Genomic DNA, 18,781 nt, shown 5'->3' with positions numbered 1-18,781 from the left:
TAAAAACCATGTTGAATTAAAAATGTAAAAAGGAGAAAGAAACTATGCCTTTATTTTATTATGCAAGACAGTCGTCTCTGGCGACAAAAGAGGGTGCCAAACTTTGGCATCTGAGTTTGAAGAAAGTGGGAAGAGCCGTGGATGCACAACAGCTGGCTGAGGTGATTGCCGAGAAGTCTTCCCTGACTCCGGGTGACGTACATAATGTAATCCGTAACCTGATGACGGTAATGAGGAGCCAGTTGCTGAACAGCCGTACGGTGCGTCTGGATGGCCTGGGCACATTCACCATGAAGGCCCGTACGCGAGGTAAGGGAGTGGTCAAATCTGAAGACGTGAATCCCAATCAGGTGACTGCTTTGCGCTGCCAGTTTACTCCGGAATACACGCGCCCGGCTGCCATCGGCACTACGCGTGCCATGCTCCAGGGTGTGGAGTTTGAGAAATGGACGGGAGTGGTTACTGACGGTAAGGATGATGCCGGTGATGGTGGTAATTCCGGTGGCGGTTCCGACGGTGACCAGGGAGAGAACCCGTTAGGATAAGATGTATTTACTAATTTTGAAAGATTAAGACTATGAAAAAGAACGTTTGGGACAAGATTTTGAAGGTAGTGATAGCTGTTGCTTCCGCCATATTGGGAGCTTTAGGCGCCAATGCAATGAATGTATAAATTGTAGATTTATATAGAATATTAGGAGAAAGGCGGTGAAGGAAAAGCACTTCATCGCCTTTTTGTTATTTTCTTCATTTATAATTCCCTGCCAACCAAAAAATCTTATTACCTTTGCAGGTCACTTTTGGAAACAATAAAAATATAATGATATGAATATCTCTTATAATTGGTTGAAAGAGTATGTCGATTTCGATTTGACACCGGATGAAGTTGCTGCGGCACTGACCTCCATCGGACTGGAAACGGGAAGTGTGGAAGAGGTGCAAACCATTAAAGGCGGACTGGAAGGACTGGTCATCGGCGAAGTGCTGACATGCGAAGCTCATCCTAACTCAGACCATATGCACATCACTACGGTGAACCTGGGACAAGGTGAACCCGTGCAGATTGTATGCGGCGCTCCGAATGTAGCTGCCGGACAGAAAGTGGTAGTAGCCACGTTGGGTACAAAACTGTATGACGGTGACGAGTGCTTTACCATCAAGAAATCAAAACTTCGTGGCGTGGAATCTGTCGGCATGATTTGTGCTGAAGATGAAATCGGTATCGGTACGGACCACGCAGGCATCATCGTACTGCCGGAAACAGCTGTTCCGGGTACGCTTGCCAAGGACTACTATAACATCAAGAGCGATTACGTGCTGGAAGTGGACATCACTCCCAACCGTGCCGATGCTTGCTCACATTATGGGGTGGCACGCGACTTGTATGCCTACTTGATACAGAACGGTAAGCAGGCTGCCTTGAAGAAACCTTCGGTAGACGCTTTTGCGGTAGAAAATCACGATTTGGATATTAAAGTAACTGTAGAGAACAGCGAGGCATGTCCCCGGTATGCCGGCGTTACGGTGAAAGGGGTTACAGTGAAAGAAAGCCCCGAATGGTTGCAGAACAAGTTGCGTATTATCGGCCTGCGTCCTATCAATAATGTGGTGGATATTACCAACTATATCGTCCATGCTTTCGGCCAGCCGCTGCACTGCTTCGATGCAGATAAGATTAAAGGCGGTGAGGTGATTGTAAAGACCATGCCGGAAGGTACTCCGTTTGTAACTCTTGATGGCGTGGAGCGTAAATTGAACGAACGCGACCTGATGATTTGCAACAAGGAAGAGGCGATGTGTATTGCCGGTGTGTTCGGCGGTCTGGATTCCGGTTCTACGGAAACCACCAAAGATGTATTCCTTGAAAGTGCTTACTTCCATCCCACATGGGTGCGCAAGACAGCCCGTCGCCATGCGTTGAACACAGACGCTTCTTTCCGTTTTGAAAGAGGTATTGACCCGAATGCCACTATTTACTGCCTGAAGCTGGCAGCTTTGATGGTAAAGGAACTTGCCGGAGGTACCATTTCTTCTGAAATAAAAGATGTGTGCGCCGCTCCTGCCAAGGATTTCCGTGTGGAACTTGCCTATGAGAAAGTGAACTCACTGATTGGTAAAGTTATTCCGGTGGATACCATCAAGAGCATCGTGACAAGTCTGGAAATGAAGATTGTAGACGAGACAGCCGAAGGGCTTACACTGGATGTTCCTCCTTACCGTGTGGACGTGCAGCGCGATTGCGATGTAATAGAGGATATTCTGCGTATCTACGGATATAATAATGTGGAGATTCCGACTACCTTGAAGTCTTGTCTGACTACCAAGGGTGAATATGATAAATCCAACAAACTGCAAAACCTGGTTGCCGAGCAGCTGGTGGGCTGTGGTTTCAATGAGATTCTGAACAACTCGTTGACGCGTGCCGCTTACTATGACAACTTGGAGTCTTATCCGTCGAAGAATCTGGTAATGTTGCTGAATCCGTTGAGTGCAGACTTGAATGCCATGCGTCAGACACTGCTTTTCGGTGGATTGGAAAGCATCTCGCACAACGCCAACCGTAAGAATGCAGACCTGAAATTCTTTGAATTCGGTAATTGTTATCACTTCAACGAGGAAAAGAAGAATCCGGAGAAAGTGCTTGCCGCTTATTCCGAAGACTATCATCTTGGTTTGTGGGTGACTGGCAAGAGGGTGGCCAACTCATGGGCTCATCCGGATGAGAACAGCTCGGTATATGAGCTGAAGGCATACGTTGAGAATGTCTTTGCCAGATTGGGGCTGCACATGCATGATTTGGTTGTCGGCAATCTGACTGATGATATCTATGCTGCCGGTTTATCCGTACAGACAAGGGGTGGAAAGCGGTTGGCTACTTTCGGTATTGTAACAAAGAAGCTGCTGAAGGCATTCGATATTGACAACGAGGTTTACTATGCCGATTTCAACTGGAAAGAATTGTTGAAGGCCATCCGCAATGTGAAGGTGAGCTATACGGAAATCTCCAAGTTCCCTGCCGTGAAACGTGACTTGGCACTGCTGCTCGACAAGAAAGTGCAATTTGCGGAAATCGAGAAGATTGCCTACGAGACGGAGAAAAAGCTGCTGAAGGAGGTCTCTCTCTTCGACGTTTACGAGGGTAAGAATCTGGAAGCCGGTAAGAAGAGTTACGCGGTGAGCTTCCTGTTGCAGGATGAGAATGCCACGTTGAACGATAAGCAGATTGACAAGATTATGTCCAAACTGGTGAAGAACCTGGAGGACAAGTTGGGTGCCAAGCTGCGTTGATTCATTATTCAGAATTTATAATTCATAATTTAAAATACAGTTCCAATGGGAAGAGCGTTTGAATATAGAAAAGCTGCCAAATTGAAAAGATGGGGTCACATGGCAAAGACCTTTACAAGACTGGGTAAACAAATTGCTATTGCGGTGAAGGCTGGTGGTCCGGAGCCGGAAAACAACCCGACACTGCGTTCGGTAATCGCTACTTGTAAGCGTGAAAACATGCCGAAGGATAATATTGAACGTGCTATCAAGAATGCGATGGGTAAGGACCAGAGCGACTATAAGGGTATGACTTATGAAGGATACGGTCCTCACGGTGTAGCTGTTTTTGTGGATACGCTGACTGATAATACTACCCGTACAGTAGCCGATGTGCGTTCCGTGTTCAACAAGTTCGGCGGTAACTTGGGAACAATGGGTTCACTGGCTTTCTTGTTTGACCACAAGTGCGTGTTCACTTTCAAGAAGAAAGACGGTATCGATATGGAAGAACTCATTCTTGACTTGATAGACTATGACGTAGAGGAAGACTACGAAGAGGATGAAGAAGAAGGTACTATCACTATTTATGGTGACCCGAAAAGCTATGCAGCTATCCAGAAACATTTGGAAGAGTGCGGTTTTGAAGATGTCGGCGGTGAGTTTACCTATATCCCGAACGATATGAAGGATGTGACTCCCGAGCAACGCGAAACCATCGACAAGATGATAGAGCGTCTCGAAGAGTTTGATGATGTACAGACGGTTTATACTAACATGAAACCGGAAGAAGGCGGAGAATAATGACATATACATACAAGACGCAAGGTACGTGTAGCAGTAACATCGAACTGGATGTGGAAGATGGTATTGTGAAAGAGGTGGCATTTTGGGGTGGATGTAATGGAAACCTGCAAGGACTTTCACGTTTGGTGAAAGGCATGCCGGTAGATGCGGTGATTGCCCGTTTGGAAGGAATTCGCTGCGGAAGACGTTCCACTTCCTGCCCCGACCAATTGTGCAAGGCATTGCACGAGATGGGGTATTGAGCCTACTGCCTGAAAGAATGGATGAGAGCCCTTGACATTGAAAGATGCCAGGGGCTTTTTTTGAACCTAACATGGAGGTATTTGTTATTATTTGAGTATTTTTACGCTCTTAATTGAACAGACACAATGAAGAATATTTTTAAAGACTTGAAACGGAGAGACCACAAACGCTATCTGGGCGGTCTGGACGTTTTTAAATATATAGGTCCCGGACTGCTGGTGACTGTGGGCTTTATTGACCCGGGGAACTGGGCATCTAATTTTGCGGCAGGGTCTGAATTTGGCTATTCGTTGCTGTGGGTCGTGACTTTATCCACTATCATGCTGATTGTATTGCAGCATAATGTGGCGCATCTTGGCATTGTAACCGGCTTGTGCTTGTCCGAAGCCGCTACCAAATATACTCCTTCCTGGGTGTCGCGTCCCATATTGGGTACAGCAGTGCTGGCTTCCATCTCGACTTCGCTGGCAGAGATATTGGGAGGTGCCATCGCTTTGCAGATGCTGTTTGACATTCCCATCATATGGGGTTCTGTCTTGACTACCGTATTTGTAGTCGTCATGCTTTTCACTAATTCCTACAAGAAGATAGAACGTTCCATCATTGCTTTTGTTTCGGTCATTGGGCTCTCCTTTATCTATGAGCTGTTTCTGGTGAAGATAGATTGGCCGCTGGCCGCACAAGGGTGGGTGACACCTTCGTTCCCGCATGGGAGCATGCTGATTATCATGAGTGTGCTCGGTGCGGTGGTGATGCCGCATAATCTGTTTCTGCACTCGGAAGTGATACAGAGCCATGAATATAATAAGAAAGATGATGCGTCCATCCGTAAGGTGTTGAAATATGAATTGTTCGACACGCTGTTCTCTATGATTGTGGGATGGGCCATCAACAGTGCCATGATACTGCTGGCTGCGGCAACTTTCTTTAAAAGCGGTATTCAGGTGGAAGAGTTGCAGCAGGCCAAATCCTTGCTGGAGCCGTTGCTGGGGAACAGTGCTGCCGTGGTTTTTGCATTGGCATTACTGATGGCGGGTATATCTTCCACGATAACCAGCGGTATGGCGGCAGGTTCTATCTTTGCCGGTATTTTCGGAGAATCCTATCATATCAAAGACAGTCACTCGCAGGTGGGTGTGATTCTGTCGCTGGGCATTGCACTGCTGCTGATTTTCTTTATCGGAGACCCGTTCAAAGGACTGCTGATTTCACAGATGATACTGAGCATCCAGCTGCCGTTTACGGTTTTCCTGCAAGTGGGACTGACTTCTTCACGCAAAGTGATGGGGCAGTATGTAAACAGTAAATGGAGTACATTTGTACTTTATGCCATTGCTGCGGTGGTCACTGTGCTGAATATCATGCTGCTGGTATCCGAGTTGACATCTTGAATAATTCATTTCTAAGAAATCAAATAAGTATGAAGATTATTACATATAACGTAAATGGGCTACGGGCTGCCGTGACAAAAGGTTTTCCCGAGTGGCTGGCACAAGAGCAGCCGGATGTGCTTTGTTTGCAGGAAACGAAGCTGCAACCGGAACAGTATCCGGCAGAAGCGCTGGATGCTTTGGGGTATAAGCATTATCTATATTCTGCACAGAAGAAGGGGTATAGTGGAGTCGCTATTCTGAGCAAGCAAGAACCGGACCATGTGGAATATGGTATGGGTATCGAAGAATACGATAACGAAGGGCGCTTTATCCGTGCCGACTTCGGTGATGTGTCCGTTGTGAGTGTTTATCATCCTTCCGGTACCAGCGGTGACGAACGCCAGGCCTTCAAGATGGTCTGGTTGGAGAAATTCCAGGAATATGTATTGGAGCTGGAACGTACGCGTCCTAAACTCATTCTTTGCGGCGATTATAATATCTGCCATGAGGCAATAGACATTCACGACCCTATCAGGAATGCCACCAACAGTGGCTTCCTGCCTGAAGAGCGGGAGTGGATGACGCGCTTTCTCAATGCGGGATTCATAGATTCCTTCCGTTGGCTTCATCCCGACAAGCAGGAATATACGTGGTGGAGCTATCGCTTTAATTCACGTGCCAAGAACAAAGGGTGGCGCATTGATTATTGCATGGTGAGTGAACCGGTGCGCCCGATGTTGAAGGAGGCGAGAATATTGGGTGACGTTGTTCATTCGGACCATTGTCCGATGTTGTTGGAAATTACAGAATAATGATGATGGAAACAAAAGACAGAATCGAAAAAGCTGTGGAGCTTTTCAAGAGTGGCTATAACTGTTCGCAATCGGTAGTGGGAGCTTTTGCAGATATGTATGGTTTTACAGAAGAGCAGGCTTTCCGGATGTCCGCCTCTTTTGGTGGTGGCATAGGTCGTATGAGGCAGACATGCGGTGCTGCATGCGGCATGTTCCTATTGGCCGGATTGGAAAAAGGAGCTGTGGAAGGCAAGGACCGTGAAGGTAAGGCGGCAAACTATGCGTTGGTGCAGGAGCTGGCTGCTGAATTCAAGAAACGAAATGGCTCTTTGATATGTGCTGAATTGTTGGGGTTGAGAAAACCGGAAGGTTCGTCCGTTCCGGAAGCCCGTACCGAGCAGTATTATGCTAAACGCCCGTGTGCCAGGATGGTAGAGGTAGCTGCCCAAATTTGGACCGAATACCTGGAAAAAACGTCCTCAAAGTAAGAAAAAAGAACTTTTTTACCCCTTAGTAAGAAAAAAAGTGCCTAATAACGTGTTGTATAACATAAATATACCTATCTTTGCAGCGATATAAAAACACCGACATCTCTATCTTTGGAGATGAGGATAACGTTTAACTAAAAGCAAATAGAAATGTTAAAAGAAAAAGCTGGTAATGTTGCAGGACAGATTTGGACTGCACTGAATGGCACAGATGGCTTGACTCACAAGCAAATCAAGAAAGCAACTAAACTGATCGACAAGGACTTCTTCCTGGGATTGGGCTGGTTGTTAAGAGAAGACAAGGTCTCTACTTCTGAAGTGGAAGGCGAATTGTTTGTAAAGCTGAACTAAGCGAGGAATTGATTGGAATGTTATAAAAAGATGCGTTGGTACATGAATATGTTATCAACGCATTTTTTTTATTTGCTCTGTTTTCACTATCTTTGCGCACCTAATTAATAGATAGTTATTGACAATGAAGAATATACGAAATTTTTGCATTATTGCCCATATCGACCACGGTAAATCAACTTTGGCAGACCGTCTGCTGGAATTTACCAATACTATACAAGTAACTAACGGACAGATGCTGGATGACATGGACCTTGAGAAGGAAAGAGGTATCACCATCAAGAGCCATGCCATACAAATGGAGTATACCTATAAAGGTGAAAAGTATATTCTGAACTTGATAGACACTCCGGGACACGTGGACTTCTCGTACGAGGTGTCACGTTCCATTGCCGCTTGTGAAGGAGCCTTGCTTATTGTAGATGCTTCGCAAGGAGTGCAGGCGCAGACCATTTCAAACCTCTATATGGCGATTGAGCATGATTTGGAGATTATTCCCGTCATCAACAAATGTGACATGGCAAGCGCCATGCCCGAGGAAGTGGAGGATGAGATCGTCGAACTGTTGGGCTGCAAGCGTGATGAAATTATCCGTGCTTCTGGCAAAACAGGCATGGGAGTGGAAGAGATTCTGGCTGCGGTCATTGAGCGTATCCCTCACCCGGAGGGTGACGAGGAAGCTCCGTTGCAGGCGTTGATTTTCGATTCTGTCTTCAATTCTTTCCGTGGTATCATTGCATATTTCAAGATAGTGAACGGTGTGATTCGTAAAGGGGATAAAGTGAAATTCTTCAATACAGGCAAGGAATATGATGCGGATGAAATCGGAGTGCTCAAAATGGAAATGATGCCACGTCCGGAGTTGCGTACGGGGGATGTGGGCTATATCATCTCGGGTATCAAAACCTCTAAGGAAGTGAAAGTAGGTGATACGATTACGCATATTGCCCGTCCTTGCGAAGAGGCCATCGCCGGTTTTGAGGAGGTGAAGCCGATGGTTTTTGCCGGTGTGTACCCCATCGAGGCAGAAGATTTTGAGGACTTGCGTTCTTCTTTGGAAAAGCTGCAGTTGAATGATGCTTCGCTGACTTTCCAGCCTGAGTCTTCATTGGCTTTGGGCTTTGGTTTCCGTTGTGGTTTCCTTGGGCTGCTCCATATGGAGATTGTGCAGGAACGCCTTGACCGTGAATTTGACATGAACGTTATCACCACCGTGCCCAACGTTTCCTACAATATCTATGACAAGCAGGGAAATATGACCGAAGTGCATAACCCCGGCAGCATGCCCGACCCTACCATGATAGACCGTATTGAGGAGCCCTATATCCGTGCTTCGGTGATTACCACCACTGATTACATCGGTCCTATCATGACTCTTTGTCTGGGCAAGCGTGGCGAGCTGGTGAAGCAGGAATATATTTCAGGTAACCGTGTAGAAATATACTATGACATGCCTCTTGGCGAAATAGTTATCGATTTCTATGATAAATTGAAGAGTATCTCTAAGGGATATGCCTCTTTTGACTATCATCCCAACGGTTTTCGTCCTTCCAAACTGGTGAAGCTGGATATTTTGCTGAACGGTGAGCCGGTGGATGCTCTTTCTACCTTGACACACTTTGACAATGCCTACGAATTGGGACGCCGGATGTGCGAGAAGTTGAAAGACCTGATTCCGAGACAGCAGTTCGATATCGCCATTCAGGCTGCTATCGGTGCCAAGATTATTTCCCGGGAAACGATTAAGGCTGTGCGTAAGGACGTAACGGCCAAATGTTATGGAGGTGACGTGAGCCGTAAACGAAAATTGCTTGAGAAACAGAAGAGAGGTAAGAAGCGTATGAAACAGATTGGTAATGTGGAGGTACCTCAGAAAGCGTTCCTGGCAGTCTTGAAGCTGGATTGATGTCGAAAGGATGAAATCTTAAATCAAATATACTTCTTTATGATTATTTTACGTACTGTGAAAAACTTCTCGTCGCTGAATATAGCGGCGAGCATCTTGCTGTTTTTGATGGCTATTTTGGCGGCCGTTATTGCTAATTCGCCGATGGCTCCGTTGTATCAGGGCTTTCTTTTGCAGGAACTGCATCTGCGTATCGGAGACTTTAATTTGTTCTCCCATGGTGGTCATCCGTTGAAAATGATTGAGTTTATAAACGACTGCCTGATGACTGTTTTCTTTCTGGCTGTGGGGTTGGAGATAAAGCGGGAACTGCTGGTGGGTGAACTTTCTTCCTTTCGTAAGGCTTCTTTACCCTTTGTAGCGGCATGTGGCGGTATGCTGGTGCCGGTCATTGTCTATTCACTTTTGGTCGTTCAGGGTACTCCGGAAACGCGCGGTATGGCTATACCGATGGCTACGGATATTGCTTTTTCATTGGGTGTACTCAGTCTGCTGGGTAAACGGGTGCCTTTGAGTCTGAAAATTTTCCTGACGGCATTTGCAGTGGTCGATGATATTGGCGGCATTCTGGTTATTGCCATTTTCTATAGTTCCGAAGTGGCATACGGATATCTTATTGTAGCTGCTGTCCTTTATTTCTTCCTTTACTATATGGGGAAATTCGGTATGACACAGAAGATATTCTTCCTGCTTATCGGGGTAATTATTTGGTATTTGTTCCTTCAGTCGGGCATTCACAGCACTATTTCCGGAGTGATACTGGCCTTTGTAATACCGGCCCGTCCCCGTTTGGATGCCGGGAAATACATTAAACGCATCCGCGACATTATCGGTGATTTTCCGGTTACCAAATCAGATAATATTATATTGACCAATGAGCAGATTGCCACTCTAAAACAAGTGGAGCGCGCTTCTGATCATGTAATTAGTCCTTTGCAATCCCTGGAAGACAATTTGCATGGTGCGGTAAACTTTGTGATACTGCCGCTCTTTGCCTTTGCCAATGCCGGTGTGGTGTTCAGTGGAGGCGGTGGCGTTGTTGGAGCTGTTAGTATAGCGGTGGCTGCAGGATTGCTTCTTGGCAAGTTTATCGGTATTTTTCTGTTTACCTGGCTGGCGGTCAAGAGTGGTTTGTCCTCAATGCCTCCGGGAATGAATTGGAGAAGTGTTGCCGGAGTATCCTTGTTGGGGGGTATTGGCTTTACGGTATCTTTATTTATTGCCAACCTTTCTTTTGCAGGAGAATATCCGGATCTGCTGAACCAGGCGAAGTTTGGTGTATTGCTGGGAACGATTGTTGCCGGTATGTTGGGATATATGGTACTGAATGCGGTGTTGCCGAAGGTTAAGAACAAATAGATCTCCACTTTGGAATACTGGACGAAGAATCGGTTCTTTAGGGATATTCGGTAAATCCTCTGAAAGATAAGTTGGGATGTGTCAATGATTTAAGAAAACGTATTCTTTGTTACAGAAACAGAAGAAATAGTCCATTATTCTTAAAAAACATTCGTATCTTTGCTGGTACAAGTCGAAAGGACCTTCCGGATATGAAGCAAACAACGGTAGTTACCGTATATATATTGACGCTTTCCCTCTGCCTCGTGTGGTGTGCCTGCCCCGCCCATGCGGAGACGCGGCACATCGCACTGATACACTCTTTCGAGCCGGGCTATCCGCCTGCCACGAAAGCTCTGGAACTGCTGCAGAAAGAGTTCCGCCGTCTCGGCTTGGACTGCGATGTACGCGAATACTACCTGGACTGCGACCGCTACATGGAGGAGGTGGAGAACTTCCGCATGGCCGGCTTCGTGGACGACCTCTCCGCTTGGGGAGCCGAGCTAATAGCCGTGCTCGACGACCAGGCTGCCTATGCGCTGATGGCATGCGGGCATCCGCTGGCGCACGAAATACCCGTCGTGTTTAGCGGTGTGAACTATCCCAACATCTCCCTGCTCCTGCAATATCCCAACATCACGGGCTATGCCGACACGCCCGATTACCTGCGCACCATCCGCATGATAGAGAGTATCATGGGCAAGGCACGCATCTGTCTGATGAACGGCCAGACTTTTCTGGACCGCAAGATATGGCACGCGCTGAACGAACAGTGCGAAGGGCAGGGGCCCGACATCGTGACCTCCGCCCAAGGCTTTTACTTTGCTGGTTCCTCCTATCACTGCGTGCGCGAGGGGGAGACTATCAGCCCCATACTGAAACGGCAGAACATAGACATGCTGCTGGACACCACGAAGATTGTGCGCATGACGAGCGACTCCATAGCGATACGCCATCTGATGTGGCTGGGACGCGGCGACAACACGTTGCTGCTCTATACCAAGCGGGACTATACCACCAAGCGCGTGGGCATGCTCTTTGACAATCCCACGTTTCAGACCATCAACGAGGGCTTCGGCTTTGCCGACTACTTGCTGGGAGGATATTTCACCCCGCTGGAGAGCCAGATAAGATACATGGCGACCGGTATCAAGGAACGCCTCGAAGGGCGGATGCCCCGGCAGCAGGTGACGGAATGCGCTAAGCAGTACGTGCTGAACTGGCATGTGCTGCAGAAGTATGGCATCCCGCTCGAGAGCATTCCGGTGGAGTACACCGTGATGTACATCCCTTTCTCGGAGCGCTATCGTTACCATATACTCGTAGGCTCCATTCTGGGCGCTGTCTTCGTGCTGACGGTGATAGTCTTGCTCTCTTTCAGCCTACTGCACGAACGCAGGCGCAAGCGTGAGGCACTGCGAAACCTCCTCTACGAGCATGAGACCCTCTGCCTGGCCATCGAAGGAAATTCTACCTACGCCTGGCGACTGGAGGGAGATTCCGTGTCCTGCGACTCGCAGTTCTGCGAGCTTATTCACCACCGCTCCGGTCGTCTTCTGCTCAATGAAATCACTCCCTACATCCATCCCGGCGACTTACCCGTTTTCCGCAAGAACATAGCGTCAAGGCACGAACGTACGCACCACAAGGGACAGTACCGCTGTAACTTCACCGGCGAGTTCCAGTGGTGGGAGTTCAGCTACAATACCATCCACACCCCCGGACACGCACCCATCATAGCCGGACTGCTGCAGAATATCCAGGAACTGAAAGACCACGAGCAGGAGCTGATAGAATCCCGCGAGCTTGCGGAGCAAGCCGAACTGAAACAGTCGTTCCTCAATAACATGAGTCACGAAATACGCACTCCGCTCAATGCCATTGTCGGCTTCTCGGACATGCTGGCTAACGAGCCGGAGTTCTCCGACGAAGAGCGGCAGGAGTTTGTGGACATTATCAACACCAATACCAAACTGCTGCTGAAACTGGTGGGCGATGTGCTGGAACTGTCGCGCATCGAGTCGGGTAACCTCTCGTTCATCTTTCAGCGGGAGAGTGTGCGCCAGCTGCTCGATGACGTCTATCAGACGCATAGCCTGCTTATCCAGCCGCCGTTGCAGTTCCTCAAGGATTTCCCTCCCGAAGATGTGCAGGTGAATGTAGATCCCATGCGACTGACACAGGTACTCACCAACTTCCTGAACAATGCCAACAAGTTTACGAAAGAAGGCAGCATCCAGCTGGGGTATTGTTGTCCGTCCGGCATGAGCGAGGTACATCTTTATGTGGAAGATACCGGCATAGGCATTCCGCACAGCGAGCAGAAGATGATTTTTGAGCGTTTCTACAAGCGTAGCGAGTTTTCCCAAGGCGTCGGGCTAGGCTTGTCCATCTGTGTGCTCATCGTCGAAAAGATGGGAGGACGCATCGAACTCCGCTCCGAGGAAGGTCGTGGAAGCCGTTTCACGGTGGTGCTGCCTTGTATTGAATAAATCCTTAAAAAAATGTAATCATATTGTAATGTTCTTATATATAATTTTGCGTATCTTTGCCAGTGTTTTAAGAAATATAACGTTTTAGGAACTAATTTAAAAGACATTATGTTAAAGAGAGTAAGAATTGCACTGACAGCGTTACTGCTACTGGCTGCCGTAGGTGTAAATGCGCAGGTCACCACCGCCTCTATGGCAGGTAAGGTGACGGATGCAAGTAATGAGCCCATTATCGGCGCCACTGTACAGGCTGTTCATCAGCCTTCCGGTTCGCGCTACGGAACCGTGACCAACGTCGATGGACGCTATTCTATCCAGGGTATGCGCACTGGTGGTCCCTACCGGGTGGAGATTTCCTATATCGGCTATCAGACGGTTATTTATAAGGACATCACCCTTCAGCTGGGTGAGGTATACAACCTGAACGTAGAGATGAGTGAATCTTCCGAGTTGCTGAACGAAGTGATTGTGACGGCTGCCAAGACCAAGTTCACTGCTGAAAAGACGGGTGCCACTACCAACATCTCTTCTGCACAGATAACGCAGCTTCCCACCGTGAACCGCAGCATCAGTGACATTGCCCGCCTTTCTCCCTATGCCAACGGCATGAGTTTTGCCGGCGGTGACGGACGTTCCACGAACTTCACTATCGACGGTGCCAACTTCAACAATAACTTCGGACTTAGTTCCAACCTCCCCGGCGGCGGCAACCCCATCTCCATGGATGCCATCGAAGAGGTGCAGGTAGTGGTGGCTCCCTTCGACGTGCGCCAGACGAACTTCATAGGCGGCGGCATCAACGCCATTACCAAGAGTGGTACGAACACGTTCAGAGGTACTGCCTATACCTATTACCGCAACCAGGACATGCGCGGTAACCGCATCAACGGCGAGGACCTGGGAGCACGTTCCGACGAGTCCAAGACTACCTACGGCTTCACGCTGGGCGGTCCTATCATCAAGAACAAACTGTTCTTCTTCGTAAACTACGAAAAGGAGAAGACTCCGGGAGAGGTTATAAAGTATCGCGCGCGTGAGGACGGTGAAGAGGCAAAAGGTATGGTGTCCCGTACGCTGAAGTCGGATATGGAGAAGGTGTACAACCATCTGAAGGACAAGTACGGCTACGACGCAGGCTCTTACACAAGTTTTCCTGCTGACGAGGAGAACACCAAGATTCTGGCCCGCATCGACTGGAACATCACGGACCGCCATCGCTTGAGCCTCCGCTACAACAATACGAAGAATACGGCTTGGAATGCCCCGAACGGTAACTCTTCCGATACGGGATATCGCTTGAACAATACTTATCGCGTAGGTACGCAGTCTATGGCGTTTGCCAACAGCATGTATTCCATGGACAACAAGGTGCAGTCTTGGGCGACAGATTTGAACAGCCGCTTCACCGATAAGATTTCCAATCAGTTGCTGTTCACCTACACCAATATAGAGGACATGCGCGGCACCAATTCTTCTCCTTTCCCCTTCATCGACATCATGGCAGGCAAGGACGAGAATGGAAACCAGATTCTGGAACCGTACATGAGCGCCGGTTACGAGTTGTTCACCTACAACAACGGTGTGAAGAACAAGATTACGAACATTACCGATAACTTCACCTTCTTCACCGGTAACCACAAGCTGACAGCAGGTCTTAGCTATGAGCACCAGTTTGCCAACAACGCCTATATGCGTAACGGTACGGGATATTACCGCTATAACAGTCTGGAAGATTTCCTGAGTGGCGCAGCTCCCGAATCATTCGCTTTGACTTATGGCTTCAACGGTGTGGCCAACCCCAATGCTCAGGTTACCTTCAACCAGCTTGGTTTCTATGCCCAGGATGAATGGAACCTCGGCAACAGTCTGAAACTGACCTACGGTATCCGTTTCGACAACTTGATGTTCGACAACGACGACCTCCAGAGAAACGATGCCATCTATGAGCTTGACTTCGACGGGCAGCACATCGACACTGGCAAGTGGCCGGATTCCAGATGGCAGATTTCTCCCCGTATAGGTTTCGTTTGGGACGTGTTCAAGGACAAGTCGCTGAAAGTACGTGGAGGTACGGGTGTGTTTACCGGACGTCTGCCGTTGGTTTTCTTCACCAATATGCCGACCAATGCTTCTATGGTACAGAACTCCGTTACCTTTAAGACCCAATATGACAATGGAAAGGTGGTGGGCCATGATTCCCGTCTGGACCAGTTGGCAGGCGGCATGATTACGGACATGAACCAGATAATCGACAAGTTCAACCTCCCCACCACGATTGAGAAACACGTGGCGGGAAGCAAGATTTCCGGTGTGGCTCAGGACTTCAAGATGCCGCAGGTGTGGAAGTCGTCTATCGCGGTGGACTATCAGGTACCCGTATCTTTCCCCTTGACCGTGACGGGAGAGTTCATGTTCACGAAGAATGTGAATGCCGTTACCATCAACAACATCAATATCAAGAACCCCGACGAATGGAAGTACAATAAGCTGACCACCGTCAAGGGCGCTGATGGAAAAGACGTGACAACTACGGAACTGTTGCATACGGGTATGCAACGTTTCAATGGTGCGGATAACCGCATGGTGTACTCTTATTCTCTTTATGACAACCCCGACAAGAATGTGAAATATGCAGGCGACTTCGTGCATTACAATGGCAAGAATGCCGTGGTACTCGACAATACATCCAAAGGCTACGGCTATACGGCAAACATCACGGTGAATGCCCAGCCGGTGGATGACTTGATGCTGATGCTGGCCTATACGCACACGGAGTCCAAAGAAGTTTCCGGTCTTCCGGGCAGCGACCCTATCTCCACTTGGCAGGGATTGAACACGATTGATGGTTCCAATTATGTGGATGCACAACGGTCACAGTATGTGGTTCCCGATAAGGTGATTGCTTCTGTGGGCTACTACATCCCCTTCAGACACAAAGGCCTGCTTCGCGGCACACACCTGAATCTGTTCTATTCCGGCTATTCTTCCGGCGGTTACAGCTTCTGCTACACCAACGACATGAACGGCGATGGTATCAACAACGACTTGATGTACATTCCGAAGGACGATAGTGAAATCAACTTCAAGACAGAGGAAGACCGCGTTGCCTTCTGGAAATTCGTAGAGCAGGATTCGTACTTGAAGAATCACAAAGGACAGTATGCCGAGGCTTATGCTGCCCGCGCTCCGTGGGTGCACCGCTTTGACTTCCGTCTGCTGGAGGATTTCGAATTCAAGATTGGCAAGACCAAGCATTGCTTCCAGTTGAGTTTTGACATCATGAACGTGGGTAACCTCATCAACTCCAAATGGGGTATCTCCAAGACCAATACCGTTTCCAACAGCAACCGAATCCTGAAGTATGAAGGGGTGAAGAGCGCCACTGACCTGACTCCGGTATTCTCCATGTATAAGGTGAACGGTGAATATCCTACCAAGACTTACGACACCTATCAGAACTACAGCGAATGCTGGAAGTTGCAAGTCGGTATCCGTTACGTGTTCAACTAATCGGGTGCAGATAACCTCCGTTGAATGGCAGAATATGATAAGGCAAGGGCTGTTCCGGGATTTCCGGGACAGCCCTTATTGTTTTTGGCTTTCTTTACTTTATTGTATTTCAACCTCCATAATCACTGGATTGTGGTCGCTGCACAAATCCAGGTCTGGAGAGTAGTATGCAATACCCTTCAGGCTGGGGGAGTGGAAGATGTAGTCAATACGCAACATGCGTTTGGCATAGCGGTAGGTGTACATGTATCCGTTTCCGGCAGTGCGGAATCCGTCTTTGAGGGTTTTCCTCAAATGATGGTAGGTGTAGGAGGAAGGTATTGAGTTGAAGTCGCCGCATAGCAGCACGGGATAGGGGCTGGTCTTGGCGTAGTGGCTGATGACGTAAGTCTGCGTGGCCCGCTTCATGAAGTTTTCGTGCAGGGTGCCTGCGGCATCTTTGGCTGCCTGGACTTCGCGGCGGGTGTCGTCGGTGGCCAGCTCGCGTTCCCACTTCCTGCGCTTCTGGCTGACGCTGGTGGTCTGCAGGTGGTTGTTTATCAGACGTATGGTATCCGTACCCATCGCTACATCGCACATCATGCTACAGTTGGAGCTTTGCTGGTAAGTGATGAAACGGTGGTTCGCCAATGGATAGCGGCTGAATACGGCGATAGGCAGTACGCCCTTGACGGAGTCTTCAGAAGGGATGAGCGCGTGTGACCAATGCGAGAGTACGCGCCGTATGCTGTCTGTGGGGAAGTCGCTGTTGTCTCCGAACTCCTGGAAGCACAGCACATCCACGCCTTCCTGCTGCATGTACCGGGCTATCTCCTTGCAGGAATAACCGGTAATCTCACCTCCGAAGTTGTGTATGTTGTAGGTGGCTATCTTCAGATACTTGCCTGCCGGGGTTTTGTCTTTCGGCAGGTGGAGCTGGAAGACAGACGTCAGATATCCCCAGTTGCAGAAGAATGCCACCAGCGGAACCAGTGCCCAGCGCTTACGGGCCAATGCCCAGCAGAGTGCCGTTATCAGATTGACAATCAGGAGTACGGGCACTGCCAGCCCCAGTAATGGCATGATGACGGAATCGACCGGAGCTACATTTCCTGAGAAGGCTGCCACTATGGTGATGGTGGCCAAGACGAATGTCGCTGCTATCAGACAGATGTAGAACAGACCTTTTACGGCGGACTTTCCCATGTTGTTTGCTTATTTATTCACTACGTTCACCGGCTTGCCGTCTTGGTAGGCCTTGATGTTCTCGAGCATAATCTGCATGAGGCGTTCGCGCGCGGCGGTGCTTGCCCAGGCAATGTGCGGAGTGATGTAGCAGTTGCGGGCGGAGAGCAACGGATTGTCGGCACGGGGAGGTTCTTGCGAGAGTACGTCTACGCCGGCGGCATAGATGGTACCGTTGTTAAGTGCGTCGGCAAGGTCTTGTTCGTTGATGAGCGGGCCGCGTCCGGTATTGATGAGGATGGCGGTGGGCTTCATCAGTCGGAGCCGTTCTGCATTTACCATCTCGCGGGTGGAGTCGGTGAGGGGACAGTGCAGGCTGATGATGTCACATTCGCGGAACAGCTCGTCCAGCTCCATCTTGCGGATTTCGGGAGGAAGCTGGAAGTTGGTCTTGGAGGTGTAGGCACATACCTTCATACCGAAGCCGATGGCGATGCGGGCGGTGGTGAAACCGGTGTGGCCCAGGCCTACGATTCCGAGCTTCTTTTCGCGCAGTTCGATGAGCGGCGTGTCCCAGAAACAGAAGTCCTTGCTTGCTGTCCAGCGGCCCCGGTGCACCTCTTCGGAGTGGTGTTGCACTTGCTGGGTGATGTTTAGGATGTGGGCAAAGACCATTTGGGCTACGGAGTCGGTGCTGTAGGCGGGAATATTGGTGACGATGATTCCGCGTTCTTTGGCGGCAGTGGTGTCTACGATGTTATATCCGGTGGCCAGCACACCGATATACTTCAGTTCGGGCAGTGCCGCCATGTGTTCAGCGGTGAGTACAGTTTTGTTGGTCAGCAGGATTTCTGCACCAGCAGCGCGTTCCAATACTTCCGCAGGGGCGGTGCGGTCGTAGATGGTGCACTCGCCCAAGGCTTGCAATTCGTCCCAGCAGAGGTCGCCGGGGTTGGCGGCATAGCCGTCTAATACTACTATATTCATGGAGTTATGAGTTATGAGTTATTTGTTGTGGGGATTTTCTGTATCCGACTTTTAATCTCTA

At 49.0% G+C, this 18,781-nt stretch carries 15 protein-coding genes; 13 read left to right on the top strand and 2 right to left on the bottom strand.

From position 1 onward, the window contains the following. Positions 1–44: 44 nt before the first annotated feature. The 13 genes from DW896_RS02225 (at position 45) to DW896_RS02170 (ending at position 16,569) form a co-directional block, all read left to right on the top strand. Entirely contained in the window at positions 45–545 is a 501-nt protein-coding gene (locus DW896_RS02225; RefSeq protein ID WP_119992780.1) for an HU family DNA-binding protein, read from the top strand. 32 nt (positions 546–577) lie between these two features. Further along, positions 578–673, top strand: a complete 96-nt coding sequence (locus DW896_RS21405; RefSeq protein ID WP_005828262.1) for a smalltalk protein — start codon at positions 578–580, stop codon at positions 671–673. 152 nt (positions 674–825) lie between these two features. After that, positions 826–3,288 carry a phenylalanine--tRNA ligase subunit beta gene (gene pheT / locus DW896_RS02220; protein WP_119992778.1) on the top strand — a complete coding sequence of 821 codons (2,463 nt, stop codon included), beginning with the start codon at positions 826–828 and terminating at the stop codon, positions 3,286–3,288. Between the two features lie 45 nt (positions 3,289–3,333). After that, entirely contained in the window at positions 3,334–4,071 is a 738-nt protein-coding gene (locus DW896_RS02215) for a YebC/PmpR family DNA-binding transcriptional regulator (RefSeq protein WP_005828265.1), read from the top strand. Next, the gene (locus DW896_RS02210; protein ID WP_005828266.1) at positions 4,071–4,316 is read left to right on the top strand and encodes a TIGR03905 family TSCPD domain-containing protein; all 246 of its coding nucleotides are present in this window, start codon (positions 4,071–4,073) and stop codon (positions 4,314–4,316) included. The genes DW896_RS02215 and DW896_RS02210 overlap by 1 nt, the downstream gene beginning before the upstream one ends. A 126-nt stretch (positions 4,317–4,442) precedes the next feature. Then, the gene (locus DW896_RS02205) at positions 4,443–5,708 is read left to right on the top strand and encodes an Nramp family divalent metal transporter (protein WP_057259189.1); all 1,266 of its coding nucleotides are present in this window, start codon (positions 4,443–4,445) and stop codon (positions 5,706–5,708) included. A 29-nt stretch (positions 5,709–5,737) separates the two neighbouring features. Continuing rightward, entirely contained in the window at positions 5,738–6,502 is a 765-nt protein-coding gene (locus tag DW896_RS02200) for an exodeoxyribonuclease III (RefSeq protein WP_005828268.1), read from the top strand. Continuing rightward, positions 6,502–6,972, top strand: coding sequence for a C-GCAxxG-C-C family protein (locus DW896_RS02195; protein WP_034532774.1), 471 nt, complete (start codon positions 6,502–6,504; stop codon positions 6,970–6,972). The genes DW896_RS02200 and DW896_RS02195 overlap by 1 nt, the downstream gene beginning before the upstream one ends. Before the next feature lie 150 nt (positions 6,973–7,122). Continuing rightward, on the top strand, positions 7,123–7,323 hold the full coding sequence (locus DW896_RS02190) for a winged helix-turn-helix domain-containing protein (protein WP_005828272.1): 201 nt from the start codon (positions 7,123–7,125) through the stop codon (positions 7,321–7,323). Between the two features lie 124 nt (positions 7,324–7,447). Further along, on the top strand, positions 7,448–9,229 hold the full coding sequence (lepA, locus tag DW896_RS02185; protein WP_005828274.1) for a translation elongation factor 4: 1,782 nt from the start codon (positions 7,448–7,450) through the stop codon (positions 9,227–9,229). A 39-nt stretch (positions 9,230–9,268) separates the two neighbouring features. Continuing rightward, entirely contained in the window at positions 9,269–10,588 is a 1,320-nt protein-coding gene (gene nhaA, locus DW896_RS02180) for a Na+/H+ antiporter NhaA (protein WP_005828276.1), read from the top strand. Between the two features lie 191 nt (positions 10,589–10,779). After that, positions 10,780–13,059 carry a HAMP domain-containing sensor histidine kinase gene (locus DW896_RS02175; protein WP_005828279.1) on the top strand — a complete coding sequence of 760 codons (2,280 nt, stop codon included), beginning with the start codon at positions 10,780–10,782 and terminating at the stop codon, positions 13,057–13,059. Positions 13,060–13,167: 108 nt separating this feature from the next. Further along, entirely contained in the window at positions 13,168–16,569 is a 3,402-nt protein-coding gene (locus DW896_RS02170) for a TonB-dependent receptor (protein ID WP_005828280.1), read from the top strand. A gap of 99 nt (positions 16,570–16,668) precedes the next feature. Here the strand turns inward: DW896_RS02170 and DW896_RS02165 are convergent, their stop codons facing one another. Beyond that, complete coding sequence (locus tag DW896_RS02165) at positions 16,669–17,754, bottom strand: endonuclease/exonuclease/phosphatase family protein (protein ID WP_009036941.1); 1,086 nt, start codon at positions 17,752–17,754, stop codon at positions 16,669–16,671. A gap of 9 nt (positions 17,755–17,763) precedes the next feature. Then, positions 17,764–18,720, bottom strand: coding sequence for a D-2-hydroxyacid dehydrogenase (locus DW896_RS02160; protein ID WP_005836435.1), 957 nt, complete (start codon positions 18,718–18,720; stop codon positions 17,764–17,766). Positions 18,721–18,781 lie beyond the last annotated feature (61 nt).

The organism is Bacteroides sp. AM41-16 (assembly GCF_003603495.1).
GTDB classification, from domain to species: Bacteria; Bacteroidota; Bacteroidia; order Bacteroidales; family Bacteroidaceae; genus Bacteroides; species Bacteroides uniformis.
The sequence above is the reverse complement of the archived record's forward strand: the minus strand, read 5'-3'. Positions and strand labels throughout refer to the sequence as shown.